We start from the raw sequence: 11,659 nt of genomic DNA, 5'->3' as shown, positions 1-11,659 counted from the left end.
GAAATACGAGTGGCTGCCATTCCAATCGTTTACACCTACCGAACTTGAGGAGGCTATCGATGAAATCGGCGCTGGTTTTGGCTCTCAATACCAATTTACTTTCTGCTAAGCACTTATCGATGAGAGCAGCATCATTGATCTATATAAGTACTTCAGTTTGTTTTTACCGTACAGTGAAATAGATCGACTTCACCATCTGCTTTAAATCCCTGGTATATTTCCCAAAAGCGAAAATCGACTTTCTTTTCCCGTTCGGAGCTGGTTGCTTTGCGATAACGGCCGATAGCTTTAGGTCCGGAGTTATAAATTGAATAAGCGGAACGGGCAATGTTGTCGATGCTGCCGGTCTTTTCTTCGTTGATCGCATAGCGAATCAAGTATTGCAGAAGAATTTCTATTCCGGCCTCGGCGTTGTAAGAGACATTCCATTTAACTTGCTCCACATTATAAAATCCACGCCATACATAAGGGTTGATCTGCATTAAGCCGATGCTTCCCGACGACGAATGCAGGTAAGTTATTTTTTTCTGCTTGCTGACAAACTGCCGCCAGCAGCTTTCCTTGAGCGCGGTAGCACGCGCCAAATTACTAATGAGCGGTTTGTAGCGGCTTTCTAAAGAATTACTTTGCAATTCCTGTTCCGTGTTGATTAGCAGGAGTTTGTTCATTGTTGCGCGATATTCGCTCAATTCCGAATCCTCCGGTACCCATCGATTTAGCCGTTTTATTAATGCGGCAAGATCGTCGCTCTGGCTGTATTCCGCGGCATAGACGCTGCCGATTGCATCAAATAGGCTTAGAGGGGGGGCGGCGTCTTCCGGTATAGGGTCCAGCGGTTCTTCATTCGGCAACTTCGCCGGAAATCCGAACAATTCACGTAAAGCGGGATCTGGTGCCAGGTCATATTGCAGTGGGTCAACTTTCAGCCCCGGCTGCAAAATTCTGGCTAAACGGCGAAGGCCGTCCGCCGAAATTTCCAGGCCAATGCCCGGAGCGGCGCGATCAATGGTTAACAGCACGTCTCCGGCACGAATGAATGAAACATAGCGTACAGCATTATTCATAACGATTCCTCGCTGCTCGGCCGTGAGGATGATTTCCTGGAGGCGATTCCAGGTTTCTACGAAAAGCGTGCGCACCGGATCTCCGGCTAATTCGCTGCTCTCGCCGGCCAGAATCGGCAAGACCTCATAACGGCTTGCAAGGAGTAGTTCCAACAATTGTGCCCGGATATCGGGGTCTTCGATGTCCATCCCGATATTCTTTAGCACAAACACCAAAAAGGCATCCCATTGCTCTAGCTCTTGCTTAACCGCCGCCAATTCCTCAGGGCTTAGGGGGGCTGCGGAGGCAGTGCGTGGGGAAATTGTCTGTTTAAGGCTGTCGGGCAGTGCAAGAGCCAAGCCCAGGTGAACGCCCTGGTCGTCAACCCTAATCACTTTTGCCGTGGCGCTGCGGAATACTGCATCGAGTTGCGCGGAACTGGAAGCCGGCAAAAATGCGTGCAGCAACGAGAGCGTCTCATCTCGCGGCGGAGTCAGATCGATGTTGAAAGATGTGAGAGACGGAAGAACGAAAGACTGAACGGCATTCCAGATAGGCCCCATGAGCAGCCCTTTTTTCCAGGCTTCGTCATAGAGATTGGAGTGCTCGACGTTCAAATGCAGTTGCCAGTCTGCGGTGATGGAAGGGGTAGCCAATATCTCTATAAAGCCGCTCCAGCGAACGGGGCTAAGGCACTTTCCGAAGAATTCGGCGCCGGCGCTGCCTCGGCCATGAATGACAAAACGGACAAGTTCCTTCTGGTGGTTGAATTGAGGGTGGTCCAGGTATAAATAACGGCAGTTCTTGTTATAGCTTATTTCTTCAACCTCCCCTGGCGCGGTTTTGAACTGTTTGTTTACACCCGTCGTCAAGAAATCGAAAGGCACGGTAAGTGGGATCACCACCTCTGCCCCTTTTACATGTACAGGCAGGAAGATGCCGGAAAAAAACAGCGCGGCGGCTAAAAGACGGCGCCCAGTTCGATGAAATGATGCCGAAGCATGAGAGCATGAGTGTATTCGCATAATGCATAAGACGATGTTTAAAAATCAAACTATCACGAAGGTTCGGCATCACCCCGGGAAATGAAAGATACTGTGCGGGAGGTAGCGGAACGAGGTCGATCAAATTTCTAGAGATTCGATCCTGAAACCTAACGTGACCCGTAATGCTGACTCGAACTCCGGCATGGGGACAAATTTGAAAAGAGTTTTTTACGGTTTGATACTCGCGCGTCAGCATTAGTTGCATGATACGGGCATGATCGGAACGATGTGATGGATTAACGATCATGGCGCTTGAAGTCGCTCATGTTCAAAGTGCCTTGATCTTCCCTCGCTCAGAAACCAACCTGAATTGCGATTTTTTATCAATACATTTTAGGCAACCCCAAGCCCACAATGGCGGAAAATACAGTGAACAAAATAATCAAAAATCTGTTCCAATTGATTGGTAACAAGTTAAATGGCATCCAAGTTTCTGTAGAGCACTCTAGAACTGGAGCCGTTAAAAACATACTTGCTGACTTGTTGCAAGGCGCTTATAGCGAGAAAGTAATTTGTTTAAAGCTTTCTTAGCCATGTTGTTCAGTATTGTTAGTTCTTCACTATTTAGGAGAAAGGTTATGCCTATCAATAAAAATAAATACTCCTTAAAAATGTTGATTATTTCGGTGTTCACATCGATCTTCATTGCTTCAATGCCGCAAACGGCAAACGCCAATATTTGGCCTTCAGCAGGTTCGACGGAATTGATTAATTCTTCCTGTTCATCTGGTTCCGAACAATATCAAGAACTCAATCAACTGAAGAAAGAAATTACCGCTGCTGACACACTGAGTCGTGCGCGCGAAATGGCGCTTACCCCTACAGACGAAGCCATCGAGGCTCTCAAGAATGCGCGTAATATAATGCCATTCAGCGATGATTTACGTTCGGCCGAAACACGTCTTAGTGATGCACGCTCACGCATACTCGTGGCATCCTCTCAAGCCCAAGTCGCAGATGAATTTTCCGGCATGATGTTAGCGGGTCTTGATAATGACAGTCCTGTCCGGGCAAGCGCCGGTAATGTAAGTTGCAGTTATTCTACAGGTGAGATTATTGCCATCGTGGTCGGCCTGATTCTAGGGATTATCCCTGGCCTGATTTTACTTGTAGTGCTTTGTTGATCCGATAGGGCCAAGAGGGTGTCATTCCACACTATGGTCATGGTTGTAGGGTCAGGTTAAACTAATTCTCAGGAGAAATTCATGAACAAAGATCAAATTAAAGGCCGAATCGAGGAAGTCAAAGGTAAAGTGAAAGAAGCCGCCGGCGTGTTGCTGGACGACGAAGCGATGGAGGTAGAAGGAAATGTTCAAAAGAACGTAGGCAAGGTCCAGGCGGTCTTGGGTAATCTCAAGGAGGATATAAAGAATGCCATTGAGAAAGACGACTAAAACGTGTATTACCGAGTTGTGCAGGCGAATCCGGAGGAGGTGAGTTGCATCGCGGAAACGAAATGTACGCAAAAATCATTTTTACAGGAGATGAGCACGAAGCTAACTGTTTCATAGGCGACTGCCTCATGTTCTTATCCGGGGTTCATAACGCCGTCAATTGACGGATTTTTACGGAGAGGCGCACATGCTTGAAACGTTAGCTATCGTATTAATTATTCTCTGGCTTCTGGGTTTAGTCTCTCCCTATGCGCTGGGCGGATTCATTCACATTCTATTGGTTATCGCGGTAGTCGTGATCCTATTGCGTGTTATACAAGGCCGACGTGTCCTGTAGCGGCACAGCAAAGTGCTAAGGTAACCCCGGCGGAGCCATTTCGCGCCTGAATGGTTTTATGCAACGAGGCGGCAGCGATCAGTGTTGCGCTTCGACACGTTTAGGATTCCTGGTTTATGCGGGGGACTCTTGGGCGAGCCGCGCGGGGCCTGACTCAAGGGTATTATTGATAGGAGAGACAAAATGGGCACAGTTAAAATCGTGGCAATCGTGTTGATCTTAGCCGGACTGGTGGGGCTGGTGTATGGTCGTTTTAGCTATACTCGGGAAACCCAGGAAGCCAAGTTTGGCCCTTTTGAGCTGACAATAAAAGACACGCAGACCGTCAATATACCGGTCTGGGCTGGTGTGGCAGCAGTTGTGGCTGGCGGCGGGCTCCTGCTTTTTGCAAGCAGGAAGCGCTAGCGGCCGGAGCCGCGATTCCCTTGCGCGTTATAAAATTGCCACTTATGGGTGACGCCGTTCGATCTTGAAAAAGATGAAATGCATTGGCCGATTGATGACATAAAAGCAAGCGTTTTCGCTCCATTACGGCTTGCGGGATAACTTCCTGGCCGCTTCCAGTCGTTCCATGGCATAGCGATTGCCACGGATGGCGATATGCCCCAAACGGACTGATTACTGGATCGCTCTGATTGATGGCAAGTTTCGGCGCTCTTTACTGGCGAATATTGAACGCCGTTTGGCAATCTGAGAGGCTATTTCCTCTTCAAACAGTGCACGACTAGGCTGATTTTTGCAACAAAGCCGAGCCCATGTAACTGCATAATAAGGAGGCTGCCTGCCATTCGCTTACAATGAAGTACCGGCCTATTTTATCAATGGTTTCGATGCCCGCACGGGCGCCATTGAGGTGAGTTAATCCTTGTGGTGATTCGAAGGTTGAGGAGACGCGGTGGGAAGGTTACTGTTCGCCTTGTCGTGATACATGGCCATATCGGCTTGTTTGATCAAATCATTACAATTTTGTCCTCCGGTCTGATAGACCGCCACGCCAATACTTGCAGTTATCGCTACGACATTGCTTTCCACCACATAAGACGCGGCCAAGTGGACACGAATTTTCTCTGTCACCACTTCAGCACTTTCGTGTCCATTGATTTCAGGTAGCAGGATCACAAATTCATCGCCGCCATAGCGGCAAGCTGTATCACCAAAGCGGATGCTGGCGGTTAATCGCACCGCTACCTGCTGTAAAAGTTTGTCTCCCGCCGCATGACCGAGCCTGTCATTGACGCTTTTGAAACCGTCGAGATCGATGAACAGCAGCGCCACCTGTTTATGTTGGCGAGCGGACTGAACCATCGCCTGTTTAAGCCGGTCCATCAGCAAGTTGCGATTGGGCAGCCCGGTAAGCTGATCGTGATACGCGAAGTGACGCGCTTGCGCACACTTTTTCGCTAGCTGTATCGATCTCCGTCTGAGACAGGCATTGGATTTCGCAAGCGTTTCAATCTGTTCTTGTGCCGCTTTCAACTGCTGTTGACTCGCTGCGAGTGCTCGATTGAGTTCCGTCATCTCCAAAATGGGATGCTGTAGTTGACAATAGACTGGATTCCCTGAGACCTCTTGTGCGCGAGCATAAAGGGGCTGAATGCTAATAGGAGTTGTCATGGCCGTTTGAGGCATGCCGAATAAGTTCATTTTCTCCATGAGAAGTTCTCCTCAGGTGTTGGTTCGATGCGTCTGGTTTTTTTACCAGACCCAATTTCTTTTAAACTGTTGGATATGGAAAGGCGGACGCGCTCAATGCTGTAACGTATGCAGTGGATAAAGTGAAACCTCCGGTCGGGAGGTTAACAGTCCACGCCGAGAAGAGATAAAAAGGCGATCGGATACCGTTTTGGCTATTTGGTAGCATTCGCAGGCCCTCGCTTTCAATCCCAGCCGGTCCAGCACCGTGATACGGCCGCGGCCGTATTCAATCAAACCCGCTCGCTGTAATGTTTCGGCAGCCTCGGTGACGACTTCGCGGCGCACGCCCAACAACTTGGCTATCAATGCCTGGGCCATGGTCAACTCATTCGAAGAAAGCCGGTCAAGACTTTGCAGCAACCTGCGACAGAGTTGCTGTTCCACCGAATGATGGCGATTGCAAACCGTTGTTTGCGCCATCTGGGTAATCAGCACTTGTGTATAGCGTAGCAATAAATGATTTAATGCTCCGTAACGATAGAATTCTTGCAAGAACAGTTGCCTACTCAGACGATAGACATAGCCCGTGGTCAGCACGATGGCTCGATTCGGCATGGTGCCACCGCCCATGAAGAGATCGATATTGACCATACCCTCGTTGCCGACCACAGCGATTTCGGACGACGCTCCATTCTCCATGTCATGAAACAGCGATACGGTACAACTCGTAGGAAAATAAGCGTAACGAGACTTTTCCCCCGGCTCGTAAAGGACTTCGCCGAATGTCATCTGGACCTGTTCCAGATGGCGAAAAAGACGTTCGTAAACATCTCCGGGTAGGGCGTCGAGGAGATAATTTATTCGAAGATTTTGTATCCCGGTCATAAGTTACTCCGATAAATGCAGATGACGAGCGAAAGAATCCGCACCAAAGGCTAAAGGGAAAAAAATAAATATTATAAAGTTATGGACTAAGCATTTATTTTGTAACACAAAACATTCAGAGCTGGAATAAGGGTAACTACTTACTCAAACAGACCAATCATTATGGTTGCGAAATGTTTGTGCCAGCCGAGACAGGACAAAAAATCGTCATCTCTAAATCGAATACGATATAGTTGATGGGGAAATTTCTTAAACTTCGTGAGCAATTGGTAGGTCCATGCATGTTATTACGGATCATCGTTATTCTGTGGCTTGGGTTCACCCTTGCGCTATAACAAAATAAGTCGCGAAAGGGTTAATAGCGCAACCCAAGTCCAGTGTTTGGCAAACCTTACCTCCCGTTTCGAAATGAGCAATAACGGCAATACCGGATGAACCTAACACGATTCAATACTCAATCGATTATCCTTTATTTGGAAGCACAGCCTTGTTTGTTGCGCCACGGATTGGCGATGCTGACGGTCGCTATCGCCGCTATAGCGACACTTTATATTCCACCGATCGGGGAGCGTGCAGCATTCTTGTTATTTTTTTTCGCGATTATCCAGACCTCTTTCTGGCTTGGACAGAATCCTGGGATCTTCGCGATGATCTTATCCTTGATCGCCGTTAATGTGCTTATTTTATTTCCGGCCGGGATAGAGACTTACAACGTATTGATTTTAAATGCAGGTTTTTGCTTTATGTCTGTAGGCATTATCGCAACGACTAGCTTCCATCGGAAATCCACTGCTGCGTTATGGGAAAGCCGGCAAGATTTGGATTATGCACAAACAGTCGGAAAAATCGGTAGCTGGCGTTTGAGTGTGCAAAGAAATGAATTGCGTTGGTCCAATGAGAATTATCGTATTTTCGGCCTTCCCAGGGGGACACGACTCAGTTTTGAGTCTTTTCTCTCTCGCGTGCATCCGGATGACCGGGAATTTGTCAATCTCAATTGGCAAGCGGGTCGGCGTGGCGAGCCTTACGAAATCGAATACCGTTTGATCGTGGAAGGCAAAGTGAAATGGGTGCGCGAGAAAGCCGTATTGGAGTTCAATAAAAAAGGAAACCTGCTTGGTGGCTTCGGTACCACGCAAGATATCACCAGTTACAAGCGCAACGAACAGGCACTGCGGGAAAGCCGGCAACGTTATGTCGGAATTGTCGAGTCGGCTTTGGATGCAATGATTACTATCGACGCAGATCAACGTATTTTGCTATTCAACGCCGCGGCGGAAAGAATGTTCGGTTGTACGGCGGATGAAGCGGTTGGGGGGGCTCTCGAGCGTTTTATACCCGAGCGGTTTCGTCCCGCCCATGCCGCACATATTCGCGATTTCGTGCGTACCGGCACCACAAGCCGTAAAATGGGCGAACTGGCTGCTGTGAAAGGCCTGCGCGCCGATGGTGAGGAGTTCCCTATCGAGGCGGCCATTTCCCAGTACGAGATAAATGGCGAGAAATCGTTTACCGCTATCCTGCGCGATGCTACGGAGCGCATGCGCGCAGATAGTGCTTTAAAGGAGCAGCTTAAGTTGCAGGATCAGTTGTCCAAGGTTGCAGAAACAGTGCCTGGGGTAATTTGTTCCTTCCGGTTGCGCCCGGACGGTACCGCCTGCATGCCGTATGCCAGTCCGGTTTTCGAATCCGTGTACGGGCTCAGACACGATACTGTAGCCGAAGATTTTAGTCCAATCTTTGCGCGCATCCATCCCAGAGATATCGGCCATATCAATGAAGCGATAGCCGAGTCCGCTCGCACTATGCAACCCTGGCAAGACTGTTTCCGCTACGACCATCCGACGAAGGGCGAAATATGGATCGAGGGGCGCTCGATGCCGCTACGCGAAGCTGACGGCAGCACTCTCTGGCACGGCTATATCCAAGATATTACTCGGGAAAAAAAGGCCGAATTGGAACGGCAAAAATTTATCTCTCTAGCCGATAATAGCAAGGAGTTCATTGGCATGTGCGACATGAACTTACTTCCGTTTTACGTTAACGCGGCTGGCATGCGGATTGTAGGCTTGGGTAGCTTGAAAGAGGCTTTACAGGTTCCGGTCCAGGAATTTTTCTTTCCCGAAGACCAGCGCTTCATCACCGAAGAGTTTTTCCCACGCGTCTTCCGCGAAGGTATTGCCGAAGTCGAAATCCGCTTCCGCCATTTCCAAACCGGCGCAGCCATCTGGATGATCTACAACGTTTTTTATATTAAGGATTATAACGGAGACTTGGCCGGCCTCGCCACGGTGAGCCGCGACATTACAGCGCGTAAACGTGCCGAACAGGCCTTGCAAGAACGGGAGAGCGAATTGCGGCTGATAATGGATGCGACGCCGGCGCTGATTTCTTATTTGGATACCAATTTCCGCTATTTGCGTATCAATGCGGCTTGCCTAAACTGGTTCTGCATGACTCCGGAATGCATACTTGGGCACGAAGCGCGGGAAATTATCGGCGAAAAGGCATGGAATATCGTTCGACCTTATCTTGAACGAGCGCGTGCAGGAGAGCGGGTAAGTTTCGATCAGGTGATTCCTTATGGAACCGGCAAACCCCGCTGGGTGCATGCGAGCTATATTCCGGATCGGGATTCAACAGGGACTGTTAAGGGCATCGTCGCGCATATCATCGATATCGAGGAAAGAAAACAGGCAGAGCAGCAAATTACTTTCTTGAACCGGCATTTGCAGCGCCGGATAGAGGAAATGCAAGTTATTTTCGATACCGTGCCCATCGGTCTAGCCATCACTGATGACAGTAAGTGCTGCCATATCCGTGGAAATCCGGCTATTGAACAGATGCTCGGCTTACCGCCGGGTAGCGAGCTTTCTTTGGAAGGTACCCCCCCGGCCACCATTTGTGTAATGCTGAACGGACGCGAGCTGACAATCGAGGAACTGCCGATGCAGCGCGCTATCAGCAATGAAGTAGTAACCAACCAGATCCTCGACATTACCCGTCCGGACGGTCAGGTCATCAGGGTGCTCAGCAACGCATCGCCTTTATTCAATGAAGAGGGATTTCCACGCGGTGCGGTCGGTGCTTTCCTGGACATCACGGAGCTGAAACGAGTCGAAGAATCGTTAACGAAGAGCCAAACTCAGCTTCGGACTTTCATCGAGCAGGCACCTCTCAGCATTGCGATGTTCGACCGTGAAATGAACTATCTGGTCACGAGCCGACGCTGGATCGAAGAGTTTGGGCGGGGGTACGATGATCTGACGGGTCGTAACCATTATTTGGTTAATCCGGATATCTCCGCCGAGTGGAGAGAGATTCACGTTAAAGCACAAGCCGGGGAGTTTCTGAAAAACGATGACGACTTATGGATCCAAGCCGACGGAAGCCGGCATTGGTTGCGTTGGGCGGCTTATCCCTGGACAAATCAGGAAGGGAAGATCGGTGGCATTATCATTTCCTGCGAGGATATCACCGCGCGGCGAACAGCCGAGGAAGAATTGCACACTGTCCAGACGCGTCTCGCTCTTGTCGTCGAAGAGGTGAAAGCGGGTTATTGGGACTGGGATCTGAATACGAGCACAATATACCTATCGCCTGAATGGAAGCGGCAAATCGGCTTTGGCGATAACGAATTGCTCAACCGTTGGGAAGAATGGGAGTGCCGTTTGCATCCCGACGACCGGGCATCGGTATTGGCGGCCACTGAAAACTATATCGCCGGTCTTCTGCCGAACTTCGAGTTGGAGTTCCGCCTGCGTCACAAGGATGGCTTGTACCGCTGGATTCACTCTCGTGGCGGATTGTTGCGTGATAAAAATAACCATCCTTATCGTATGCTGGGAATAAACTTAGACATTACCGACTACAAGAAGCAAAAGGAAATGAGAGAGCGGCGCGATAAGATGGAGCAATCGTTCCGCTTATATGTGGTCACCCAGACGGCGGCAGCCATAGCGCACGAATTGCATCAACCACTTGCCGCGATCTCCTCTTATGCCGAAGTGGCATTACATATGCTGCAGACCGGTAGCCAAAATCCGGAAAAACTCACGCCTCTTGTGGAAATTTGCGCCCAACAAGCACAGCGTGCCGGGGGCGTTATAAGGCAATTAATGACGATATTGCATAAAGACGAGACTCCCAGCGAGTCGATAGATATCAATCATTTGGTCCATGAAGCGCTCGAGCTAGTCAAGGTGGACGGGCATTTAGGGGCTTTTAACGTAGAACTGGATCTCGCCGTGGACTTGCCGCCGGTTAGGGCCAATAGTTTGCAAATCGAAAAGGTATTGGTCAACTTGTTGCGCAACGGGCTGGAGTCCATGCGGGAAAGTGGGATAAGCGCCGGATTGATCACCATAACAACACGCGCCACCGATGACACTCCGGCCATGGCACAGGTGACGGTGTGCGACAGCGGAAAGTGTGTGACGGACAGCGCCACCGTGAAAAACATGTTCCAACCCTTCTATACGACCAAATCCAACGGTTTAGGCATGGGCCTTGCTATCAGTCGCGCCTTGATCGAAGCTCACGGAGGAACAATTTGGGCTGAGCAAAACACAGACAACGGTATCAGTGTCCACTTTACCTTGCCTTTCGAGATATGACCTCTCAATTCTGTGTTTTTATTGTCGATGACGAGCATGTGATACGCCATAGTCTTGGGCTGGTTATGGAAACCGCAGGTTTTGCTTGCCAGACTTTCGAGAGCGCCGAGGACTTTCTTCAAAACTATTGCCCGGGCAAGCCTGGCTGCCTGCTACTCGACGTCAACATGCCGGGCTTGAAGGGTCACGAATTGCAAGCTGAACTCATCCGCCGCAAGATACACTTGCCGATTATTTTCCTCACCGCTTATGGTGATATACCCATGACGGTCCGCGCAATCAAAGCTGGAGCGGTCGATTTTCTGACGAAGCCGGTTCCAAGCAACCTGTTGATTGAACGGATACAGGAAGTGCTGCAACATGAAACTCAGATACCTGAACAGCCTCAGGCGGAACAAGCGCTCTGTATGAGCCAATACGGTCTTACTTCCCGCGAAATGGAAATCATGTCTTTGGTTGTGGCGGGCCATTCCAATAAGGAAATCGCCCGGAAACTAGGCATCAGTCACCGAACGGTCGAAATTCACCGCGCACGGATCTTAAAAAAAACCGGCACAACTACCCCTCTGGAACTGGCACGCCTATGCGAAGCCTGCCATCTTCCAACTTGACCTAAGTCCGGAGTTTTTTGACCCTGATCTTGCTATAAATTACTTGCGCCGAGATCATCAGGCTCACATCCTCTCGCTCGCGCACCAGCAA

At 49.6% G+C, this 11,659-nt stretch carries 10 protein-coding genes; 7 read left to right on the top strand and 3 right to left on the bottom strand.

From position 1 onward, the window contains the following. Positions 1 to 152: 152 nt before the first annotated feature. The gene (locus U2W12_RS02610) at positions 153 to 2,069 is read right to left on the bottom strand and encodes a hypothetical protein (protein ID WP_326499116.1); all 1,917 of its coding nucleotides are present in this window, start codon (positions 2,067 to 2,069) and stop codon (positions 153 to 155) included. Positions 2,070 to 2,335: 266 nt separating this feature from the next. Here U2W12_RS02610 and U2W12_RS02605 point away from each other — a divergent pair, with 266 nt between their 5' ends. From U2W12_RS02605 to U2W12_RS02585, 5 genes are all read left to right on the top strand, one after another. Beyond that, positions 2,336 to 2,500: a hypothetical protein gene (locus tag U2W12_RS02605; protein ID WP_326499115.1), complete on the top strand. Its 165-nt coding sequence runs from the start codon at positions 2,336 to 2,338 to the stop codon at positions 2,498 to 2,500. 168 nt (positions 2,501 to 2,668) lie between these two features. Next, positions 2,669 to 3,214: a hypothetical protein gene (locus U2W12_RS02600; protein ID WP_326499114.1), complete on the top strand. Its 546-nt coding sequence runs from the start codon at positions 2,669 to 2,671 to the stop codon at positions 3,212 to 3,214. A gap of 81 nt (positions 3,215 to 3,295) precedes the next feature. Continuing rightward, a complete protein-coding gene (locus U2W12_RS02595; protein WP_326499113.1) occupies positions 3,296 to 3,484 on the top strand; it encodes a CsbD family protein in 189 nt (62 codons plus the stop codon). Positions 3,485 to 3,671: 187 nt separating this feature from the next. Further along, the gene (locus U2W12_RS02590; RefSeq protein WP_326499112.1) at positions 3,672 to 3,821 is read left to right on the top strand and encodes a lmo0937 family membrane protein; all 150 of its coding nucleotides are present in this window, start codon (positions 3,672 to 3,674) and stop codon (positions 3,819 to 3,821) included. 183 nt (positions 3,822 to 4,004) lie between these two features. Continuing rightward, the gene (locus U2W12_RS02585; protein WP_326499111.1) at positions 4,005 to 4,226 is read left to right on the top strand and encodes a hypothetical protein; all 222 of its coding nucleotides are present in this window, start codon (positions 4,005 to 4,007) and stop codon (positions 4,224 to 4,226) included. 453 nt (positions 4,227 to 4,679) lie between these two features. On the opposite strand, the gene U2W12_RS02580 is transcribed toward U2W12_RS02585, so the two are convergent. Then, positions 4,680 to 5,474 carry a GGDEF domain-containing protein gene (locus U2W12_RS02580; protein WP_326499110.1) on the bottom strand — a complete coding sequence of 265 codons (795 nt, stop codon included), beginning with the start codon at positions 5,472 to 5,474 and terminating at the stop codon, positions 4,680 to 4,682. Between the two features lie 93 nt (positions 5,475 to 5,567). Then, positions 5,568 to 6,341 (bottom strand): Crp/Fnr family transcriptional regulator, encoded by a 774-nt coding sequence (locus U2W12_RS02575; RefSeq protein WP_326499109.1) that lies wholly within the window; start codon positions 6,339 to 6,341, stop codon positions 5,568 to 5,570. Between the two features lie 431 nt (positions 6,342 to 6,772). Between U2W12_RS02575 and U2W12_RS02570 the strand changes: the two genes are divergently transcribed. After that, positions 6,773 to 10,957 (top strand): PAS domain S-box protein, encoded by a 4,185-nt coding sequence (locus U2W12_RS02570; protein WP_326499108.1) that lies wholly within the window; start codon positions 6,773 to 6,775, stop codon positions 10,955 to 10,957. Continuing rightward, positions 10,954 to 11,568, top strand: a complete 615-nt coding sequence (locus U2W12_RS02565; protein ID WP_326499107.1) for a response regulator — start codon at positions 10,954 to 10,956, stop codon at positions 11,566 to 11,568. Before U2W12_RS02570 ends, U2W12_RS02565 begins: the two co-directional genes overlap by 4 nt. Positions 11,569 to 11,659: the final 91 nt, after the last annotated feature.

The sequence above is a fragment of the Methylomicrobium sp. Wu6 genome (genome assembly GCF_035916875.1).
Taxonomy (GTDB): domain Bacteria; phylum Pseudomonadota; class Gammaproteobacteria; order Methylococcales; family Methylomonadaceae; genus Methylomicrobium.
Note: the sequence above shows the minus strand (reverse complement) of the source record. Positions and strands in the feature narration are given on the sequence as shown.

Coding starts and splice junctions, on each gene's coding strand:
- U2W12_RS02580 (WP_326499110.1), bottom strand. CDS start 5,474: ATGGAGAAAATGAACTTATTCGGCATGCCTCAAACGGCCATGACAACT.
- U2W12_RS02590 (WP_326499112.1), top strand. CDS start 3,672: ATGCTTGAAACGTTAGCTATCGTATTAATTATTCTCTGGCTTCTGGGT.
- U2W12_RS02570 (WP_326499108.1), top strand. CDS start 6,773: ATGAACCTAACACGATTCAATACTCAATCGATTATCCTTTATTTGGAA.
- U2W12_RS02575 (WP_326499109.1), bottom strand. CDS start 6,341: ATGACCGGGATACAAAATCTTCGAATAAATTATCTCCTCGACGCCCTA.
- U2W12_RS02595 (WP_326499113.1), top strand. CDS start 3,296: ATGAACAAAGATCAAATTAAAGGCCGAATCGAGGAAGTCAAAGGTAAA.
- U2W12_RS02605 (WP_326499115.1), top strand. CDS start 2,336: ATGGCGCTTGAAGTCGCTCATGTTCAAAGTGCCTTGATCTTCCCTCGC.
- U2W12_RS02600 (WP_326499114.1), top strand. CDS start 2,669: ATGCCTATCAATAAAAATAAATACTCCTTAAAAATGTTGATTATTTCG.
- U2W12_RS02610 (WP_326499116.1), bottom strand. CDS start 2,069: ATGCGAATACACTCATGCTCTCATGCTTCGGCATCATTTCATCGAACT.
- U2W12_RS02585 (WP_326499111.1), top strand. CDS start 4,005: ATGGGCACAGTTAAAATCGTGGCAATCGTGTTGATCTTAGCCGGACTG.
- U2W12_RS02565 (WP_326499107.1), top strand. CDS start 10,954: ATGACCTCTCAATTCTGTGTTTTTATTGTCGATGACGAGCATGTGATA.